Source organism: Knoellia tibetensis (assembly GCF_048606415.1).
Taxonomy (GTDB): domain Bacteria; phylum Actinomycetota; class Actinomycetes; order Actinomycetales; family Dermatophilaceae; genus Knoellia; species Knoellia tibetensis.
This window is the reverse complement of record NZ_JBMBWF010000001.1, coordinates 692,983-712,567: the sequence shown is the minus strand read 5'-3', so window position 1 is coordinate 712,567 and position 19,585 is coordinate 692,983. Positions and strand designations below refer to the sequence as shown.

Here is a 19,585-nt window from a genome sequence, read left to right as displayed (position 1 = left end):
GACCCGTGCCCACCGTGGCGGGCCGGTCTCACGACCGCTCGACGAGCGCGGCGAGGCCGTCGAGGGTGCGGGCCAGCCCGAAGGTCCACGCCGCATCCTCGCTCCAGGCCGAGCCCTGCGCCGCTCCGGCGGCGGAGCCGATGCGGCTGGCACGCGGGTAGGCCCGCGGGTCGAGCGCGCGCTCGAGGAGCGGCTGGTTGGCCGCCCACCACTGCTCGTCGCTCATCGCGCTGTCCGTCGTGGCCCGCCGCGCGTCGTGCGCCGATCGGGCGTGGGACTGGACGAAGCCGAGAAGGTAGGTGAGGGCGGCGTCTGTGTCGACGTCGGAGAGCCCACTGCCGTCGAGCGCGGCGAGCTCGTGCTCGTACTTCGCCATGACGCCGGGGCCGAGGGGAGGCCGGCTGAGTGCGGCGACCTCGGTGAGCCATGGGTGGGCGGCGAGCAGCTCGCGGTTCGACTCGGCGACCGTGGTGAGCCGGCGGCGCCACCGCGACCGACCCCATGCCGGGCGCGGCATCCGCGCGTAGAGCGTGTCGACCATGAGGTCGAGCAGCTCGGCCTTGCCCGGGACGTAGGTGTAGACCGACATCGCCGACACCCCGACGCGTTCGGCGACGGCGCGCATCGTCACCGCGCCGAGTCCCTCCTCGTCCGCGAGTGACAGGGCGGCATCGACGACCTGTGTCACGGTCACGGACCGTCCCGGACCCTTGCGCGGCTGCACCGACGGGTCGCCCCACAGGAGGGCGAGCGTCCGGCTCGGTTCGCCGGCGCCGGTGCTGCGAGTCCTCGGAGGCGTCACGGGAACAATCCTGGCACAGGGGCGTTGTACGTCGTACACCGTACTACGTACACTGAAGCGAACGCAGACACCGACGACAGGAGAGCCTCTTGCGCATCACCGACTCCGCCATCTCCCTCAACGTCCCCGACGTCGAGGCCTCCGCCGCGTGGGTGCGGGAGCACCTGGGCTTCACCGAGGCGATGGCCGCCGACGGGTTCGCCTCGCTCGCGCACGAGGAGGCAGGCATGAACCTCGTCTACCTCCGCACCGGGCTGCCGACGTTCAAGCCTGCCTCGGCCGCGGGCCGGGCCGACGGCCTGCTCGTCGTCTTCACGGTCGAGGACATCGACGCCGACTACGAGCGCCTCGTCGGCGCAGGGGTCGAGGTCGTCACGCCCATCGAGACCGAGCCGTGGGGAGAGCGCTACTTCCAGATGGCCGATCCCAACGGCGTCGTCTACCAGCTCGTCCAGTGGGTCGAGCCGACCGACCCGCAGTACGCGCAGTGAGCGGTTGAGCGGCGAGGCCGTCCGGGTGGCAGGGGCCGACCGGACGGCCTCGCTCGCGCCAAGCTGCCGCCGGGCCCACGCGCGTCAGCCGGTCTGCGCGTCCGACTCCGTGTCGCGAGCCGGTGCCTCGGGCAGGAGCTCGGGCCGGGCGTCCGGCGCGGAGACGGCTTCGAGCAGCTCGACGGCGGTGAGCACCCGTGGCCCGGTCTGGAGGGGCGGCAGGTCCGGGAGGTCGTCGCTGACGAGCTCGAGCTCCTGCATCCGCCGGGCCGTGACGAGCACGCGAGACTCGAGCGCCCCCACGAACTGGTTGTAGCTCTCGACCGTCGCGTGGAGCGAGCGCCCCATCTTGGCGGCGTGCGTGCCGAGGGTGGCGAGCCGGCGGTAGAGCTCCTGGCCCAGCGCCAGCAGCTCGCGCGCACTCGCCGAGAGGGCGTCCTGCTGCCAGCCGAAGGCGACGGTGCGCAGCAGCGCGAGCAGGGCGCCGGGACCGACGAGCACGACCCGCTGGGCCATCGCGCGCTCGTGCAGGCCGGGGTCGGCTGCAAGGGCAGCGGCGAGCATCGCGTCGCTGGGCACGAAGCAGACGACCATCTCGGGGGTCGCGTCGAAGGCCGCCCAGTAGTCCTTGGCGGCGAGCGTCGACACGTGCTGGCGCAGAGAGCGGGCGTGGTCGCGCAGGAGCTCGGTGCGCTCGTCGTCGCCGAGGTCCTCGGTCTGCGCGTCGAGGAAGGCGGCCATGGGCGCCTTGGCGTCGATGACGAGGGACCGGTCGCCGGGCAGTCGCACGACGACGTCGGGCCGGACCTCGCGGTCGTGGCGGCCACGGGCCCGGACCTGCTCCTCGAAGTCGCAGCGCGCGAGCATGCCCGAGGTCTCGAGGACCCGTCGCAGCTGCACCTCGCCCCACGACCCCCGCACCGACGACGAGCGGAGCGACCCCGCGAGCGACTGGGTCTGTCGGCCGAGCTGCTGGGCCTCGGACTCGACGCGACCCATGACCGCACGGATCGCACCGAACTGCTCGACGCGGTCGCGCTCGAGCACGCCGACCTGCCTCTCGACCCGGCCGAGCGCGTCGCGCAGGGGTGCGAGCAGAGAGGCGGTCTCGAGGTCCTCGGCCAGCGAGGCCTCGAGGTCGACGACCCGCTCGCGGAGCAGGTCACGCTCGGTGGCCACGGACGCCGCGCGGACGGCATACGACTGCCGAAGGAGCAGCCAGGCCGCCAGCGCACCGAGAACGATGCCGCCCACCAACGCGATCCATGGGTTCATGGGCCACACCGTGCCACGCGGTGCCGACAGCGCCCCGCAGGCTAGCCTCGGTCCATGGCCGATGCTGGGGAGACCGACACCGCGACCGAGTCGCGCCGCCATGCCGCCATCAACGTCCTCAACTCGCGCCTGCCGCGCAAGCGCAACATCGCCCAGGGGCTGCTGCGCAACGAGGACGGCGAGGTGCTGCTCTGCGAGCTCGCCTACAAGGGGGAGTGGGACCTGCCGGGCGGCGTCGTCGACCCGAAGGAGTCCCCGGCCGCCTGCGTCGTCCGTGAGATCAGCGAGGAGCTCGGCGTCGCCGTCGGGGTCGACGGGCTCTCCGCGGTCAACTGGCTGCCGCCGTGGCGAGGCTGGGACGACGCGGTCCTCTTCCTCTTCGACCTCGGGTCGGTCGAGCGCAGCTTCGCCGAGGGGCTCACCCTGCTGCGCCGCGAGATCAAGGCGGTCCACTGGGTCGCTCCCGCGGACCTCGCCGACCACGTCGCTCCCTACACCGCGCTGATGCTGGAGCGGGTCCTGGCAGGCGACGCGCCGGCATACCCGATCTACCTCGAGAACAGCGAGACGCCCGGCGGCATGGGGTGAGCGGCGGCAGGTTCGTCGCGCTCCTGGCGGGCCTGCTCGGCGTCGCGTTCGTCCTCGTGTGGGTGCTCGTCAGCGTCGCCGCGCTCGTCTACGCCCTCACGAACGAGGACGGCGGGTCCGCGGGGACCTACGCGGGGCTCGCAGTCGGGGGACTCGTCGTGGGGGCGGTCGCGGTGTGGGGCGTCCGTCGCGTGGCGAGGGCACGTCGACCGCCCCGGTAGACTCCTGTCCCCGTGGCACTCACCATCGGAATCGTCGGGCTCCCCAACGTCGGCAAGTCGACGATGTTCAACGCCCTGACCAAGAACAACGTCCTCGCCGCGAACTACCCGTTCGCGACCATCGAGCCCAACGTCGGCGTCGTCCCGCTGCCGGACTCGCGCCTCGACCGGCTCGCGGAGATCCACGGCTCCGAGAAGATCCTCCCGGCGACGGTGTCCTTCGTCGACATCGCCGGCATCGTGCGCGGGGCCTCGGAGGGCGAGGGCCTCGGCAACAAGTTCCTCGCGAACATCCGCGAGGCCGACGCCATCTGCCAGGTCGTGCGCGCCTTCGAGGACGGCGACGTCGTCCACGTCGACGGCAGGATCTCGCCCGAGTCCGACATCGAGACCATCCACACCGAGCTCATCCTCGCCGACCTCCAGACCCTCGAGAAGGCCGTCGTGCGCCTCGAGAAGGAGGCACGCATCAAGAAGGAGAGCAAGCCGCTCCTCGACAACGCGCTCGCCGCTCAGAAGGTCCTCGAGGAGGGCAGGACCCTGTATGCCGCCGGGCCGGCTGCCGGTGTCGACCTCGCCGAGGCGAAGGCGCTGGGGCTGCTCACGACGAAGCCGTTCATCTACGTCTTCAACCTCGACGAGGACCAGCTCACGGACGAGGGTCTGCAGTCGTCGCTGCGCTCGCTCGTGGCGCCGGCCGACGCGGTCTTCCTCAACGCCAAGCTCGAGATGGACCTCATGGACATGTCGTCGGAGGACGCCCAGGAGATGCTCGAGGGGTTCGGCGCGACCGAGTCCGGCCTGGACCAGCTCGCCCGCACCGGGTTCCACACGCTCGGGCTCCAGACCTACCTCACCGCGGGTCCCAAGGAGTCGCGGGCGTGGACGATCGGGCAGGGGTGGACCGCGCCGCAGGCGGCCGGGGTCATCCACACCGACTTCCAGCGCGGGTTCATCAAGGCCGAGATCGTGTCGTTCTCCGACCTCGACGAGATGGGCACGATGGCCGCCGCCAAGGCCGCCGGGAAGGTCCGGATGGAGGGCAAGGACTACGTCATGCAGGACGGCGACGTCGTGGAGTTCCGCTTCAACGTGTAGTCATGCCTGTTTCCGCAGGTCAGATGGCATGAAGGCCGCGGGCAGTCCGCAAGGAGTCCGCAAGAAGCTCACCGGCAGCCTTGCGCGTGCGGTCCTCAGCGGTGGGCCAGAGGTGCGAGTAGGTGTCCAGCGTGGTCGTGGCCCTGGCATGCCCGAGAGCGCGTTGCACGGTCACGACGTCACAGCCAGCAGCTATGAGTCCGCTCGCGTAGAAGTGCCGAAGATCGTGGAGACGGTAGGAGACGCCGACCGTCTTGCAGGCGCTTCGCCACCAGTGCCCGACGGTGTTTTGGTGTGGGGGCAGTTGCCCGTCGTCGGCGAACATCCACTCGGTGCGAGCAGTTGAGTCAAGGTGCTTTTCGAGGAGTGTCACCAGAGATTCCGGGATGAACACGACCCGCTCCGATCCGGCCTTTGGGGACTTGATCTCCACAGTGGCGGCTGGGCCTCTTTGCACCTGTCGGCGCACGGCGAGAGTTCGCGCCTCGACGTCGAGGTCCTCGGGCTTGAGTGCGGCGGCTTCGCCGAGTCGCAGGCCGGCGAACGCGCAGACCGCGATCAGGGGAGCGTGCTGGGTCGCGTCCATAAGGCGGCCCACGACCTCAGGTGGCGGAATGCTCATTGAGGCTTCGCGTCGCCTCCGTCGCGGCAGCGCGACGCCCGCGCTTGGGTCCTTGGCGATGAGGTTGTCCGCAACGGCCGCCCGAAGTACAGCTCGCACGTTCTGAACTCGTGTGTGGATCGTCCCGGGTGCGAGGCCGGATTGATCCATCCCCTTCACCCAGAGCTCGACGTCGGAGCGGCGAAGCCTGCGCAGCGGAAGGTTTGGGAAGGAGCCGATGGCCAAGTCCATGGCGCTTCGCGTCCCCATGGCCCAAACCTGTCGAGACGCCCACGCGTTGTAAAAGTCGCGAAGCGAGATGGAGCCAGCTTGGGGATCCACGTAGTCACCGCGGACAAAGGAGGCGGTGACCGAGTCGAGCCAGCGCTGGGCGTCGATCTTCCGAGGAAAATGCTTCGCGTGTTCCTTGCCGCCGTCGTCCCTGTACCGTGCCCTCCACCGTCCATCAGGTCTCTTTGCGATGCTCGCCATGCCCTCCTCCTACTCGGATCCTGGCCCGGCAGCACCCCTGCTAAGCCTTCGCGTTTCATTTCTGGGACGGAGAGCAGCGGTCCGGGCGCGATCCAAGAGTCGATCCTCGACCTCCAACGCTAGGTCCACCAGCTCATATACCGCCGTCTCATGGCGGGTGGCAGCGCGGACCAAACGCTGTGTCACTTCGTCGGCCTCCGCCAGCGTGAGCGCGAGCCGCCGAATCGTCTCCTCCACCTTCGAGGCCTCAAACCGGTAGGCCCTGAGCCGGCCGTCCAGTTCTTCGATGAGGGCCTCAACCTCCCGGCTCAAGTGCCTTTCTGTGGGTTCCAGGAGTTGCAAGAGAGGGACATCGAACACCTCAGCCAAAGCAGTGAGCTCATTGACGTGGATCCGCCGTTGACCCTGGAAGATCCGAGTGATAGTCGGCTTGCTAAGGGGTGCGCCCGCATGCTCCATGGCGTCCACGAGGTCCTGATACTTCATCCCGCTCTCGTCCATGAGCCGCTTGACATGGGTGGCGACAAACTGCTCGGCGTAGCGCCGTCTTCTGCGAGGGCTAGCTGTCGGCATACGTGTTTCACTCCTGAAACGATTGGTTTCCGGTTCGGAGAGTACGGGAGCGACGCTCTCCCCATGGCAACGAGAACCAACGACGAGACGCAACCTCCATCCCTCCTCACCGGCGCTGAGGTGGCGGCGCTGCTTCGCACTAATCGGGAAACGCTTCGCTACTGGAGGCACATCAAGTACGGACCGCCCGGGATCAAGGTCGGTCGGCATGTTCTCTACTCGAAGTCAGAGGTGCAGGCCTGGATTGCGGGCCTCGCGCGGAGTGACTGAGGTGACCCGTCTCCCGCCGTGGGGGTCCACCCTCCCACCCGGCGCCCCTTCCTCGACCCGCACTGAACACCAGCTCGTCCAAACCGCACGTGCCTTGGGTCACCGACCCGAGTGCCTCACCAAGGACCACCCCTTCGAAGTCTTCGACGACAGGACAGTAATGAGTAACAAGAAGCCACTTTCCGTCTCAGCGAGCCATAGCGCAGAAGCGTTCAACTCCGCCTGGAACAGGGTCGACTCAGGTGGACCTGTTCGGATGCGCATGTCATCCGACGACCAAGCGCACGTGAGGTGGATGGTGGACCGGTTGGGGTGCGCCATCGCTGACGCCGAATCGCCGGACGGAGACTCACGGTGGTCGTACACCGTCGGCCTGAACGGCCGCGGTACACCGGAGCTCGTCGTTTTCGGCCTCCCACGAGATCTGTCGTTCGTCCTTCTTGCCGAGTTGGTGCAGGCAGCCTCGGACGGTGAGTGTCTGCTACACCCGTGCAGTCGGCCGATCTGGGAGTCTTCCTTCGGCATCGTCTACCTGCAACGCCTCGAGAACCCAGAAGGGTATTTGAAGCGGGCGGATGCGTGGGAAGCCCTGCGCCGGGAGGAGTGGGAAGACGAATACACCGGTGCGACCGACCGGACGGTCTATGCCCTGCAAATCTTCTTGGAGCCGGCTGACCCGCCCGCGCCAATGGTGGCCGGACCAGGGACCTCTGTCACATACGACAGCATGGCGGTCGCGCGAAGCGATGAGGATGGGACAGGGCAGCCATGGTGACGCTCGAGAACCCGCCCGTCAGCCCGGAGCCCGGCCGGCGGCGCACCGCGAAGACCGCGTTCGACGGGATCGTCGCCAAGAAGACCTCCGACGGACTCCGACGCATCGCGCGATGGGACTCCTGGGACATCCCCGATGACCTCGATGAGGACGCCGTGCTCTCGGCGGTCTACGACGCAACAGACCGGATGGCAGCCAGCGAGATCCTGCGGCAGATCAACGAGCCGAGCGGGATCCGGCCCAACGCGGAGCTGCTCTCGCTCGGGGAGCTCGAAGTCGGGACAGAGGTCATGTTCCGGGTCCATCACGTCATGCCGACCGACGGGAACATGCTTGTGGTGGCACAGCGCAAGGCCGGCAAGACGGTCCTTGCACTGAATCTCGCACAGTCGCTCCTGCTTGGATCCGACTTCCTCGGCAACTACCCGGTCATGCCCTTGAGCGGTTCGCTCGCATTCCTCAACTACGAACTTTCCCCGCAGATGTTCGGCGCATGGAGCAAGCACCTCAGGCTCCCAGAAGACCGGTTTCTCGTTGCGAACATGCGGGGTCGTGCCAATCCGTTTCGCGACCGGGAAGCCCGGGCACACCTCGGCCAGGCCATGCGGGCCCAGTCCGTTGAGGCGCTGGTCATCGACCCCTTCAGCGTCGCCTACTCGGGGATGGACGCCAACAACCCCACCGAGGTTCGAGGATGGCTCACGCAGCTCGATGACTGGTTCAGAGGCGACGTCGGAGGCCGCGAAATCGTCCTCACGGCCCACGCCGGCTGGGGTGCTGAGGACCGCGCTCGCGGGGCGTCCTCATTGGAGGACTGGCCGGACTCGATCCTCACCTTACGTTCCTCCGGACGCAGTCAACATCGGACGTTGTCCGTACGCGGCCGCGATGTTGGGGTCGACAACGTCGCGGTCCACATGGACCCCGAGACGAGGTCACTCACCGCCGCTGCCCGAACGCCGGAGCAACCGTTACAGACGCTCGCCGAATCATGCCTGAACGTCATCAGCGAGCAGCCGGGTCTGAATACCGAGCAAGTCGCCGTAGCGCTGCGCCTGCGCGGGATCGGCTTCCGCAAAGGGGAGGAGAATCAAGCGCTCAGGGAGTTGGCAGAAACGGGTCTAGTTAGTGTCCGCCAAGGCGCCAGGGGTGCACGGTTGCACTTCCCGCTGTCCAGCTAAGCAATCACGCCCCGGCCCCGGCCCCTTTAGGGGGCCGGGGCCGGGGGCGGTGACCGTCAGGCAAGGGTGGCCAGCTGCGTCATGGAGTGGTTCACAAAGTCCCATTCGCCGCAGCGACTCTTCCAAGCGTCCGATGGCCTTGCCACCCCCTCAGGGATCAGGATGGCGCTACACGAGGTCGGACCAGAGCAACCGCCCAAGCTGTGCAGCCACCTCACTGCTGGGGCATGCCTAGCGCAACAGGGGCGGGATGATGCCTCAGGTGCTCTTGCCAGCGCTGCCGGGAGTCGCACAGCGTCGTGGTCCCGGAAGGCTGCGGTCCGTGTAGGGCGACCCCGACGTTGCGGGTAGTCGTGACTTGATGGCTGGACTTAACGAAGAGCGAGAAGTACCGCGACTGTCCGCGGGCGCGAATACGGTGCCCTCATGAGTCGAAGCACATCCTTTCGAGATGACCAGCGATCGGCGGCGGCCCGCTGGAAGGCCGCCACCTCAACCCTTCCTGAGCCAGCGCGGGCGGCAGCGCCGTACGTCAGTAAGGACGGCACGGTGGGTAGGGTCGCCTACGACTTCTGCCTGCCTCCTTCGTTCGCCTCGTACAACCTGCTGCCCGACGCTCGCGATCCAGCGCTCAGTCTCTTCGCAGAGTTAGGCATTCGGTGGCACGCCAGCGCCGGTGAGGGCCCGTCAAATCACCTGTTGTCCTCTCAGGTGCAGTGTGCCAACGCGCTAGTGCCTATGGCGGACGACCCGGAGCGGATCATCCGCGTCTTTGGCGGTGTTCTCGACATTGACCACGTCCTCGAGATTGAGCCTGGGCGGTTCCTGACGTTCGAGTACATCGGGCCGACCGACTACTTCAACGAGTCACCCGGCCGCGAGCGGGTGCGTGGGGCGCACTGCACGAGTGTCGATGCCGCCATCCGGTACCGGACTCCAAAGGGTGCAATTGAGCTTGCCCTGGTGGAGTGGAAGTACGTCGAGGAGTACCGCACCGCACGTCGGCCCGAGCCGGCCAAGGACGCGACACGCCGCCGGCGGTACTTCGCCGCGTGGAGCGATCCGGCTGGTCCCGTCCGCGATGACCTCCTGCCCTTCGAGGACGTCTTGGACGAGCCGTTCTACCAGCTGGTGCGGCAACAGCTGCTGGCCCACCAACTCGAGGTTGGCGGTGTAGCGGGCGCCGACGTCGTTCGCGTCGTCCACGTCCACCCAGCGGCGAACGACGCCTACCAGCAGTCGCTGGTGCGGGACTCGCACCGGGCACTGGGCGAGACGGTCGACCAAGTTTGGCAGCAACTGCTGCGAAGCCCGGACCGGTTCCTTGTCATGGACTCTGACGCCTTCCTTGACCCGACGGTGACCAGCCCGGAGTACGTCAACCGGTACGCCAGCGACGTCGCCTTCAACACGGAGGACCTCTACGCCCTTACAGAAGCGGACAGCTCGGACTCCCTAACATTCCAGCTCTTCGAGTACGACGACGGAACCGCGGTCGTAGATGAGGTCGGCGTCACCCTGTGGATGGGTTCGGAGTACGAGTACCTCGGCTACCCGCTCAGACTCAGCGAGCTGCGTGACCACTCCGAGCGGATGGAGGCTGAAGAGGAGCGGCGACAACAGGGCGTCAACGCCGACCGCCAGCGCTAGACGGGTAGTTGCCGCAGCGGGGACCGGACGGCTTTAGGAGCGTCATCGGTCCAGTTGGTGACCTCTTGGACGTGCCAGCGCAGGTCGGGGGCCAAGGCGCTCAGCTGGGCCTTGGCGTGTCGGCTCCACGACGGGCCTCCGCCCTTCTTGCCACCGACGCAGTACGAGATCTCGAACGGGATCGACTTTCTTGCGTCGAGCCGGGTGGTGAGCCGCTCCCGGTTGGCCTCAGCCCAGATCAGGTAGTCCAACCCCTGCAGGACGAGCATGTCGTCGGCTCCGAGCTTGGTCTCCACGAGAAGCAGAGTGCCGGCGGCGTCCAAGCCAGCCAGGTCGACGAAACCGCGTCCGCGCGGCGTCGTCTGTGCCGTCCCCAAGGATCCGCTGGGCCGCCAGGCGGGCAACTCTCGTAGCACCGGCTGCTCCAACCCGAGAGCCTCGGGGTGGCGCCGTAGCACCGATTGGAGCCAGTGCTCGTCGGCCTTGTGCGCGACCCCCTTCAATCTCTCTGCGCAGCCCTGCAGCACCCGGTCTCGAACGGTCTGCTCTGCGGCTCCTGACAGTGGGCCGGATATGTCGAGGGTCATCGCCGAAGGGTTGCCCGACGCAGTGCTCCAGTCGATTCCGGCAGCGACTCGGAGACCGTTCACGGTGCGGGCAATGCGCAGCACTCGTTGTCCACGGCATTGCCAAGCCCGGAGGTCGCGTCTATGAGACGGGTCGAGACTCTCGTGGTTTCCTGCCCACCGCATCAGCCCTTCGACCCAGTCGCTCCGACCACCTAGGTGCAGGTGGGGGTCCTCGCTGCCCTTAACTAGCTGCATCGTTGCGCCACGGGCCGGTCGATCCTCCGCTGTGACTTCTCCGCCGTGATGCGACCAGACTTGCAGTGGCAGCGACTCATCCAGCCAAGCCCAGCGGTGCAGTGTCGGTTCGTGCCACCCGCGCGGTAGGACGAGGACTAGATCACGCTTGTCGCGCTCCGCGAGTCCTATGGCCAGGGCCCTGTCGACGTCACTCCGTTCCTGTGCACCAACGACCAACGTGAGGGTGCTGGCGTCTTGGTACCAGGTGAAGCGCCTGCTTCGGCCCCCCGGGGAAAGCCGTGCAGAGGGCTCGGCGCCCGCCTGCTCTGCAAGGAGATCAGCGGACCCTTGAGCGAACAACACTCGATCGTCCTTGGCCATCATGCTGCACTCCGCTCACTCGTCACGGTGTGACGGTAGCGACTGCCTCTGCGTACGGTTGGTCGCCCCGCGACGTCCGTCGCCGTAGACGGCAAACCTCGCTGAGCCCGAGGCCGGGCCAGTCGTACAGCACCGCAGGACCGCGGTGGAGCGTAGGCAACTCATCGGCGCTTGCCAAGTCCGGGCAAGCCGCCGGACACCACCGTAACCCGTGGAATCTTGTAACCCTTGGGCAGCCACGATTCTGACCCTCGGGCGGCTCTCTGTTTTGTCATGCGCCGTCCGTTTGTGGAGGCAGCTCCTTTCGGGTGTTTTACAGGGGGACGCTCGCTTGAGCTTTGCGGGGGTTGGCGGGGGGACAACTTGGCGAGCTTCTGTTGCAGTGCCGCCAGCGCTTCGCGCTGATGCTGAATCTTCTGCTCCAGACTGCGCTGCTTGGCGTTCGCGACTTCCCGCTCGTGCATCAACTTCGAGCGCCGCTCTTGCTCCACGCGAGCCCTGCGACGCCACCACTGCAGCTCGTGTCCTTGGAGGCGAGCTTGGCAAGCTCGACATACGGAACGTGGACGCTCTGGTCCCTCCCACAGGATGTCGCCGAAGGGCAATCCGCACAGCGCGTGGTCACGAGCGTCAACCTCATAGTCCAGCAAGTGCGTCACGCCGGAGCCAGAAGCGCGCACATACCAGTGCAGGGGCATCCCCTCCCCGTCTTTCTCAGCAAGGCTCTCGGCCCCGAAATGTGCGAGGTCCTGTCGCACGGCTACCAGGCCCGCTGTTGCCTCCATTAGATCGGACTCCACCTCCGACAGGCGCGACACCAAGGCGTGCGCACGCCCCTCCCACACCGTCGCTTCATGAACAGGCAGGGCCGCTTGGCAGGGGACACAGACTGATCTCGGTCGCTCCTCGCCCTCCCACCGGACCTCCCCGAACGGATGCCCGCACAGTGCCCTATCGGAAGAGGGCGCTGCGTAATTCAGTAAGTGCGCGTAACGCGAGCCAGCATCCCTGACAAACCAATGAAGCGGGCCGTCCCAAGCGACTTGCGGTACGCCGTCGCGCTCCGCCATTGCACGATCCCTTCAATCACGCTGCGATACGTGCAGCTTCCCTCTGCCGAACTGCTCTAAGTCCATCTTCACGCACCCTTCCGCGCGCCGCCCTACTTTTGGCTGTCATGACATTGGTCCATGCCCTACTTCGCGCCGGCTTGTCGCGGCGTACGTAGCAAACGGTGAGAATGGCCAAGTTTGCCCTTGGGCGAGCGAGGGCTGGCACGCTGTGGGCATGATGCGAGCCGTACCCAGCCGGGCAACCGAAGGAGTCGTTGCAGTCTTACTGACCTGCATCCTCAGCTCCTGCTCCGGGGTGACAAGTCCGGCACAAGAAGCATCCGCAGAGGAACCCCTTTACGCGCAGCTCCGCGAAGTTGGTGTAGATGTCGATGCCATGACTCCGGACCAGCGCCGAGAAGCCATCACGCAAGCAAACAACGTCTGTGAAGACATCGCGGTGATGGGCATGGAACTGGCCCTCAAGAACTTCTTGATCAGCTTCACCATGGGGGCCGCTGACCCGAAGATAGCGGCCATGGCGCCGGGCATGTTCACGGCGTCAGTAGAGTCTTTCTGCCCCGAGCGTAGTTCTGAGCTTGCAAGCACTCTTGGCCAGTTGGGGTACTGACACGTACGGCCGGACTGCGAATCAGACAATCGAGATCAGCGCCCGTCGCTTGCGCAAAGGCCATCGTGGCCTCAGCACACGGTGGGAATGGAACTAGAGGGGGATGCGTGAGCCGTTGGGCAGTACCGCGGGATCTGGGGCCTCGGCAAACGATCGACCCCTGGTGCCCTGGGCCGTGGTCGCGCCACCTGTCGTTGATGTGGTCCGCCCTGCCCGCTCCCGACATGTACCGCCGCCTACTACCGCTGGCTCCTGAGCCGTCCGACGTGCCCGGTAACGCAGCTTGGTGGACTCCACTCGTCCACCTCACGCGGTTCGGACTGGGTCTCGCTTACCCCGGCGCCGGCCTGCGCGACTTCCTGCGCTCCGGTGGCGACGGCACCGATGCCGCGGAACGAGTTCGTCACCTGATCGACCTGTGGTGGGGCGAACACGTGGAGGACTTCATCGCGTGGGGAGTTGGCGGCGGTGACGAGCAACTCGTGAAGGGCGGTGACTGGCCCCTGAAAGTGCCACCCGGCCTGTTTCCCGCGGACACCGAGGATCTCTCGCGCCTTCGCCAGACGGCCCGGTGGAAGATCACTTGGGCTGGTGGGGGAGACCCGCTGCACCTTTCCGACCACAGCAGTCACCCACTGGCCCAAGGGGAATCCGTCAACATAGCCACGCTTCATGACGAGCTGGTCCTGCGCGCGGAGAGCTACGGCGGCTGGTACCGGGCGCTCATGCGACTCGGGGAGCTCTCGCCCGCGACGACAACCACCGTCAGAGTCGAGATCGAGGGTTTCGGCCAGCTCGGGACGTTCAGGGTGCACCAGGGCACCCTGCCGCGCCTCGACACGCTCCCAGCTCCCCAGCCTCCGCGTCGCCGTCCGCCTCCCCGGCGTCCTCCTGTGGAAGCTGGCATCGACCAACCGCCCCTGCTGCTTACCATGCTGCACGGCGCAATCACGCAGCTTCGGGACACTCCGGGCGCTCGATTCGTACTCGACCTGCCCAGTGCCCACGGTGGCGATGGCGCCTACACGCAGGCGATGTCACTCCACGACGGACGTATCTACGCCGAGGTGCCCAGCGACCAGTTCCTCACTCCACCTCTCAACCCAGCACAGCACGCCCGCCTTCTCGAGCTCGGCTGGGCTGCCCCGGACGAGGACACGCCCAACCACTGGCGCGAGTGGGCGGCTGTCACGCCAGCGGAAGCGATCGCAGCAGCTCTCCTGACTACGCTCACCGACGTCTACGAAGTCACCGGGGGGCAGTTCTCTCTCGCACCCGCGTCCCTGGCCGCGAAGGTCATCCCCGACAGCATCTCCATCACAGTCACCAAGGACGGTCAGGGGGACACGGACACCAACTACCGATCATGGCTGGCGAACATCGAACGGGCAGGCGCTCCTTCAGCTACCGCGGTCGCGTTGAGCGTTGCCCGCTGCCTCGAAGTCGACGCAGCTCGCACCCAGATCGGGCATCCCTGTAGACCCATAGTGAGCCTGCAGCCTTCGATCCCCAGCGAGTTCCAGGTCCCGGAGGCGTGGGCCGGCAACATGCGAGACGGCCGCATCGTCTTCATCTCCTCCAACCCCTCCATCAGCCGGGCGGGCGACCACCAGAGCGGCTCAGTCGCCGAGCTCTACCCGACCGAGGACTGGTCAGACGAAAAGGTCGCCGACTTCGTCCTCCACCGGTTCGACTCACCCCAACAGTGGGCCACAGCAGCGGGACACTTTAAACGGCAGGACGGGACCCCGTCACCCAAGCCAGTTGCGTTCTGGAACAACGTGAGGCACCGCGCCAGCGAACTCCTCCAACATCCGGCCGACCCTTCCACCGACTACGCCATGACCGAGGTGGTCCACTGCAAGTCCAAGGGGGAGCGCGGGGTCGCCGCAGCAGCCATGACCTGTGTGGACCGGCACATGGACAGCATTCTTCAACTGAGCCAAGCCGACCTCCTGGTAGTGCTCGGGAAGAGCGCCCGCCATCTCCTGACGGACCTCTGGACGTTGGGGCCAACGTTCGGTACCCAGAAGGGCGCCCAGTGGCGGGAGCGGGACAACGTCCGCCTCGTCAACGTCGGCGGGCGACCACGCGTGCTCGTGTACCTCTGGCACCCGACGGGCAGCACCGCACCCAAGACCTTCGCGGGGGCCTACCCCGAGCATCTCGAATCGCTGAGGTCCCTGATCCGTGGCGATCTCAAGCCCACCGACATGATGCGCCAGTAGGTAAACACTCTCGACAGTGGCATGGAGTGCCTCGCCCTGGTGCTTCTAGAGGGCAGGTGCCACGTCGTCGCAGCCCATGCAGATGCCCGAAGCAGATAGCTCGTAGTTGTGAATCGGGCACGTGGGTTGCATCTTGGCCGCCGACCCCGCTTCGCCGATGCGGTTCCAGCGCGGTCCCTGCCAACTTCGCAAGACGGCTCTTCCTGCCGATAGGCGCACTCTGTCTGCGAAGGGAACCTCTGCGAACCTGGCACTGGGGCACTTCACGTAATGAGTCGTCGCGTTCTTCGCGATGACGTTCAAGCCGAAGGCCCCCGCCAAGTCCTTCGCGTCGGCTGGGTCGAGTGCCAGAGTGATGCCTCGGTGGCTGACGTAGAGCGCGGCGTAGGCATCCGGGGCCGCCCCCATCCCGATCTCGCCGCTCCCCCCGCGGGCACATGAGTGCAGACCGTGCGACACAGCCAAGGAGGTCAAGAGCGAAAAGACGTCCGCTGAAACCCCGGCCGCTTGTGCTGCCTCGCCCCAATCAGAATCCACTGTGGCCCCCTTCGCCGTTGGTTGGACCGAATCTACTGGCCGAGTCCAACGAGGTTCGAGGACTGCCGTGCGCGACTTCGACGTTGCGCCAGAAACACCCCGTCGGGGCCAATGCAGCCACGGTGTGCCTCCGCCGCCGACACCCTGAGGTCAACCGCGTTCCTCGTGCCCATGCCGATGAGCGCTGGTCGGCTCAGCCCACGTTCGCGCCCCGGATGGCGCGCGAGACCGCGTCGTAGACGCTAGAGGCGTAACCAAACTCGCGCCCAATGGCGCGAACAGCGTGCTCTCCCCGATTGAGGTGCCACCTACTTCGAGCCCCCTCCGTTACCGGAGGGCGGCTTCGGCGGCGTTGGTCGCACTTGGGCCGTCGCCGACTTGTAACCAAAGGTCTCGGTCTTCTGAGCGGCCATCGTGGTCGTCTTAGTTTTGCCCTTGGCTTTGGGCTTATAGCCGTGGGAGAGCGAGTTGCTGTGATCGCCACTGTCGGCCCCTCGGTACTCAGCCATCGGAAGTGGCCGTCGACTTCGAGCCGCCACCCTCGCCGGTGGGCGGCTTGGGCAGTTTGCGGCCCTTGACGGTCGTGACGTAGCGGCCAGTCACAGCAGCCCGGTAGCCGTTGTGCTTCGGTGGCAACGTCTTGATCGTGGTCGTCTTGCTCATTGGGGCACCTCCGTACCGACCATTGTGCCTGACTCAACCTGTTCGGGAGAGACAAGCAGTTCTATCCAGTCTGCGTTGCTGCAGTCGATGACCGCGCCGGTGCTGCCCTCGATGGGCGCTCCGAGTTTGCCGTTCTCGTCGATGTCGATGGCGACTTCGACGAAGAGCGTATGCGGGTCAGGGTAGGACGAGGCATAGGAACGGCCTCCGAACCAACCGGCGTACCAAGTTCCGTCGCGCGTGCGCACTCGGACGAAGCACTCGCTGAGGTTGTTGAATGCCACGTCCCAAGCCGTGGGCCTGGGGTCAATGCGCGTCAGCCGGTCAAAGAGCCGCGTGAAGCGGCTGTCTCTGCCCGCCCACCACTCCCTCTGGCGAGCCCAACTGTAGGCGCAGGCAACGACGGCCGGTACGACGAACGCCGCGAGCAAGCCAAGGATTGCCCACCGACGAGGGTGGAGCCGTGCTTGGACCTGCAGATCGCCGGAGTTGGTGAGATCTGACCCGATAACCCCGACGTACACGAGGGCGAAGATCGTGCTGATCGCGATCGCGGTGAGGATCCGCGTCGTGATCTCCTCGTCGGCAGGGCTGCGCCCGTGCATACGGATTCGCACGATCTGGAATACGAAGCCAGGGATGACCAGCACCAAGGTCACGAGAACCTGAGTGATGGAATCGGGGATAGACACGGGCAAACTCTCCCACGTGCGTGGATCTAGGGGCTGATGTCGTGAAGGGTCGCACCGGCAGCGCCAGCCTCGAGTTCAATGAACGCCATGTCCGAGCCTCCTGACGCACAACCTCTTGACCGCAACGTAACCGTGGCCGCGCACCGCGCGCACCAGTCCGAATGGCGCGAAGCAGTCCTCGGTTGGCCTGCCGGCCCTCCAACGCACCAGGGCGCCGCAAAGCGTTACCCGGTCCTGGGAAGCTGCCTCGCGCCGAACTTCAACGGGCGCTCGGCGAAGGACGAAGGTGTCAACCTGATGTCCCCGGCCGCCAAGGGTTATGCCGATCGGAGACAACAGGAGCTCGCAGCGCTCGGCGGGTTGGCGGAGGATGACCGGCTCTGGCGGAACCTGCTCTCGGGTCAGCCGCTGGCGTTCAGCATCGCTGGGGAACTTCGTCACCACCCCGAAGCGGCCGCCCGCGTCTTCGCCACGCTCACCGGAGAAGACGTGGTGGCACTGGATGACCTCGCGGACACCGATGAGCCTTCCCACCACCTGGGCGGGGTTGAGGCCGAGTGTTTCCCGCCGCGTGAGCTGCAATGCGAAAACGGCTTCACTGCGCGGCGCCTCCGCCTACGCTCTCTCGCATGACGGGCAGTGGGGGAGTCTGCCGGACCCCGTGGCGAGGTCTAGTGGCGGGCATGGCCGCGGCCGCTGTGCTGTTGGCCGGGTGCACGCAGGACCCCAAGCCGGCACCGACCAAGCCGTCCGCCACCGCCGGCGCGAGCGGGACCTCCGCCGCAAGCGCGGATCCGGCGATCACCCGGACGGCCGTAGAGCCGCTCGGGACGGACCAGGCCGTCACAGTCGCCGCCCCACCGCTCACGGCCCAGCAGCGCGGCGCCCTGGCCGTCCTCGGTGAGGCCGACGTACCCCTGACAGTCGGGCGCCCCACCGAGATCTCCCTCGACGGTCCGGTGCCCGCACAGGGCGTGCGCCTGACGCGCACCTACCCGACCGCCCTGCCCAAGGGCGCCGACGCGGCGTTCATGTTCTACGACCCGGATCTGTCAGCGTGGCGCGCCGTGCCGAGCACGCTGTCTAAGGACCGCCGCACCGTCACCACAACCGTGCACCACCTGTCCCTGTGGACCGACGTGGTCAGCGGGGTCACGGGCGCCACCGACTGGGCGTTCGACACTTTGGGCAAGATTGTCGATACCCGGGTGGAGCCGCCCACGTGCGAGACGGGTCGTCCGCCGTGGGTGCGCGACGTCACCTACATCGAGACGAACAAGACCAACCCGCTGCACTTCTGCGCCGGCAAAGATCCCAAGCAGCCCGGGCTGCTCACCATGAAGGTGCGGGTCAACCGGGGCTACGGCTACCGGGTGACCACGAGCGCCAAGCCGTCCTGGTCGTACAACAGCGGCGCCGACCCCGGTGCGCTGGCGAACATGTGGGACGCCGTGGCGGACGTCGACGGCACGGTCGCTCGGAGCGTGCAGTCCGCGTTCGGCAAGGGCGAGTACGTCTACCCGGGCAAGGAGCTGGCCATCGGCGTCAGCGAGGACGCGGTGCGCGCCGACCCCGACTCCGCGCTCGCGCTGGCTCCGGTCAACGGGTTCGGGTTCGCCGTCGGGTTCCTGTCCCAGAAGATGATGGGCGAGGTCCTCGACCAGGCGCAGGGCACGGTGGTCGCCGCGGTCGTCCTGGCCGGGTGCGCCGACGCTCTAAAGGACGTGCGCGACGCCGGGACCTTCCTGCGGGCAGCTAAGGACTGCGTCAACCAGCTCGACGTGCGGGTCGCTGTCCGTCTCGCGGAGGTTCTCCAGCGGATGCCAGGCCTCGCGCTCGACGCCAAGACGGCGGCCCAGCTGGCCGGGAGGATTGTCGGCCTGGTCAGCGTCCTCGTCGAGGTCTTCATGCCGGTGTTCACCTACCTCGCCGACAGGAACCTGGCTGCGTCGGCCCGTCAGGTGCATGTGTTCGCCAAGGCGCGCCCGTCCATCAACGTGATGACACAGGACGGCCGGATGGGGCCGTTCAAGCTCGGCATGACCGTCGCACAGGCCAAGGCGGCCGCTGCCGGCTCGGGCCTGAGGGATGTCAACGTCGGCCCGTTCGACGCCGGTGGGTACACCTTGACCGGCATCCGGCTGGGCGAGTGGCCCGTTCTGGGAGTTTTCAACGATGCCGGACGCCTCGCAATGCTGTTGGGCACCGAGAAGGCGACCATCGACGGACTGCATGGCGTTGGGCCCCTCGCCCCGTTCGAGAAGAAGTACGGCTCGGCGCTGCAGTCCGCCCCAGATAACGGCGGCGGCTACCAGGTGGTGACGTTCGCGTCCGGGGTGCGGCTCCAACTGACGGACGAGTACACCCCGCCCGGCCAGGTGGGCCAGCTTGTCCTGCTAGCCCCCGGCCAGCCAGCGTGGGCCGGTGAGTTCGGCTGACGGCGGAGCAGGCGCGTGCGACCACTTCCTGCTCAACGACCTCGTAAGTGACGGCGAGCGTGGGCGAGTACCGCGAGTACCTGCGACGTGCTCGGCAGGACAGCCTGATGCGCAGTAGGTGAAGGCACGTCCTGGCTGCC

The 19,585-nt window shown here is 67.0% G+C and carries 19 protein-coding genes; 12 read left to right on the top strand and 7 right to left on the bottom strand.

Translation table 11 applies throughout. The features are described from left to right. Positions 1-28: 28 nt before the first annotated feature. Entirely contained in the window at positions 29-802 is a 774-nt protein-coding gene (locus ACOJV7_RS03300; protein ID WP_420188736.1) for a TetR/AcrR family transcriptional regulator, read from the bottom strand. 89 nt (positions 803-891) lie between these two features. On the opposite strand from ACOJV7_RS03300, the gene ACOJV7_RS03295 reads away from it, so the two are divergent. Next, positions 892-1,293, top strand: a complete 402-nt coding sequence (locus ACOJV7_RS03295) for a VOC family protein (protein WP_420188735.1) — start codon at positions 892-894, stop codon at positions 1,291-1,293. An 84-nt stretch (positions 1,294-1,377) separates the two neighbouring features. On the opposite strand, the gene ACOJV7_RS03290 is transcribed toward ACOJV7_RS03295, so the two are convergent. Next, complete coding sequence (locus tag ACOJV7_RS03290) at positions 1,378-2,568, bottom strand: DNA recombination protein RmuC (RefSeq protein ID WP_420188734.1); 1,191 nt, start codon at positions 2,566-2,568, stop codon at positions 1,378-1,380. Between the two features lie 54 nt (positions 2,569-2,622). Here ACOJV7_RS03290 and ACOJV7_RS03285 point away from each other — a divergent pair, with 54 nt between their 5' ends. Genes ACOJV7_RS03285 through ychF form a run of 3 tightly spaced genes read left to right on the top strand, consistent with a single transcriptional unit; the run spans position 2,623 to position 4,475 of the window. Then, complete coding sequence (locus ACOJV7_RS03285) at positions 2,623-3,156, top strand: NUDIX domain-containing protein (RefSeq protein WP_420188733.1); 534 nt, start codon at positions 2,623-2,625, stop codon at positions 3,154-3,156. Then, positions 3,153-3,377 carry a hypothetical protein gene (locus ACOJV7_RS03280; protein WP_420188732.1) on the top strand — a complete coding sequence of 75 codons (225 nt, stop codon included), beginning with the start codon at positions 3,153-3,155 and terminating at the stop codon, positions 3,375-3,377. The genes ACOJV7_RS03285 and ACOJV7_RS03280 overlap by 4 nt, the downstream gene beginning before the upstream one ends. 12 nt (positions 3,378-3,389) lie before the next feature. Further along, positions 3,390-4,475, top strand: a complete 1,086-nt coding sequence (gene ychF / locus ACOJV7_RS03275) for a redox-regulated ATPase YchF (protein WP_420188731.1) — start codon at positions 3,390-3,392, stop codon at positions 4,473-4,475. Between the two features lie 19 nt (positions 4,476-4,494). Here ychF and ACOJV7_RS03270 read toward each other — a convergent pair whose 3' ends face one another. Both ACOJV7_RS03270 and ACOJV7_RS03265 read right to left on the bottom strand, forming a co-directional pair. Beyond that, positions 4,495-5,568: a tyrosine-type recombinase/integrase gene (locus ACOJV7_RS03270; protein WP_420188730.1), complete on the bottom strand. Its 1,074-nt coding sequence runs from the start codon at positions 5,566-5,568 to the stop codon at positions 4,495-4,497. 9 nt (positions 5,569-5,577) lie between these two features. Beyond that, positions 5,578-6,069 (bottom strand): hypothetical protein, encoded by a 492-nt coding sequence (locus ACOJV7_RS03265; protein ID WP_420188729.1) that lies wholly within the window; start codon positions 6,067-6,069, stop codon positions 5,578-5,580. Here ACOJV7_RS03265 and ACOJV7_RS03260 point away from each other — a divergent pair. The 4 genes from ACOJV7_RS03260 (at position 6,019) to ACOJV7_RS03245 (ending at position 10,017) form a co-directional block, all read left to right on the top strand. Then, entirely contained in the window at positions 6,019-6,411 is a 393-nt protein-coding gene (locus ACOJV7_RS03260) for a helix-turn-helix transcriptional regulator (protein ID WP_420188728.1), read from the top strand. The genes ACOJV7_RS03265 and ACOJV7_RS03260 overlap by 51 nt on opposite strands. 262 nt (positions 6,412-6,673) lie before the next feature. Continuing rightward, a complete protein-coding gene (locus ACOJV7_RS03255; protein WP_420188727.1) occupies positions 6,674-7,186 on the top strand; it encodes a DUF4262 domain-containing protein in 513 nt (170 codons plus the stop codon). Further along, positions 7,180-8,367 carry an AAA family ATPase gene (locus tag ACOJV7_RS03250; protein ID WP_420188726.1) on the top strand — a complete coding sequence of 396 codons (1,188 nt, stop codon included), beginning with the start codon at positions 7,180-7,182 and terminating at the stop codon, positions 8,365-8,367. Before ACOJV7_RS03255 ends, ACOJV7_RS03250 begins: the two co-directional genes overlap by 7 nt. 426 nt (positions 8,368-8,793) lie before the next feature. Continuing rightward, the gene (locus tag ACOJV7_RS03245) at positions 8,794-10,017 is read left to right on the top strand and encodes a PGN_0703 family putative restriction endonuclease (RefSeq protein WP_420188725.1); all 1,224 of its coding nucleotides are present in this window, start codon (positions 8,794-8,796) and stop codon (positions 10,015-10,017) included. Here the strand turns inward: ACOJV7_RS03245 and ACOJV7_RS03240 are convergent. Continuing rightward, a complete protein-coding gene (locus tag ACOJV7_RS03240; protein WP_420188724.1) occupies positions 10,014-10,313 on the bottom strand; it encodes a hypothetical protein in 300 nt (99 codons plus the stop codon). The two genes, ACOJV7_RS03245 and ACOJV7_RS03240, sit on opposite strands and share 4 nt — an antisense overlap. A 2,340-nt stretch (positions 10,314-12,653) precedes the next feature. Here ACOJV7_RS03240 and ACOJV7_RS03235 point away from each other — a divergent pair. Next, on the top strand, positions 12,654-12,887 hold the full coding sequence (locus ACOJV7_RS03235) for a hypothetical protein (protein WP_420188723.1): 234 nt from the start codon (positions 12,654-12,656) through the stop codon (positions 12,885-12,887). Between the two features lie 266 nt (positions 12,888-13,153). Then, positions 13,154-15,115 carry a TY-Chap domain-containing protein gene (locus tag ACOJV7_RS03230; protein ID WP_420188722.1) on the top strand — a complete coding sequence of 654 codons (1,962 nt, stop codon included), beginning with the start codon at positions 13,154-13,156 and terminating at the stop codon, positions 15,113-15,115. Positions 15,116-16,153: 1,038 nt separating this feature from the next. On the opposite strand, the gene ACOJV7_RS03225 is transcribed toward ACOJV7_RS03230, so the two are convergent. Further along, positions 16,154-16,315: a hypothetical protein gene (locus tag ACOJV7_RS03225; RefSeq protein WP_420188721.1), complete on the bottom strand. Its 162-nt coding sequence runs from the start codon at positions 16,313-16,315 to the stop codon at positions 16,154-16,156. Then, positions 16,312-17,007: a DUF6338 family protein gene (locus tag ACOJV7_RS03220; protein WP_420188720.1), complete on the bottom strand. Its 696-nt coding sequence runs from the start codon at positions 17,005-17,007 to the stop codon at positions 16,312-16,314. Before ACOJV7_RS03220 ends, ACOJV7_RS03225 begins: the two co-directional genes overlap by 4 nt. A gap of 78 nt (positions 17,008-17,085) precedes the next feature. Between ACOJV7_RS03220 and ACOJV7_RS03215 the strand changes: the two genes are divergently transcribed. Together ACOJV7_RS03215 and ACOJV7_RS03210 are read left to right on the top strand one after the other, a co-directional pair. After that, positions 17,086-17,640, top strand: a complete 555-nt coding sequence (locus ACOJV7_RS03215) for a hypothetical protein (protein ID WP_420188719.1) — start codon at positions 17,086-17,088, stop codon at positions 17,638-17,640. Positions 17,641-18,038: 398 nt separating this feature from the next. After that, complete coding sequence (locus ACOJV7_RS03210; protein ID WP_420188718.1) at positions 18,039-19,445, top strand: hypothetical protein; 1,407 nt, start codon at positions 18,039-18,041, stop codon at positions 19,443-19,445. Positions 19,446-19,585: the final 140 nt, after the last annotated feature.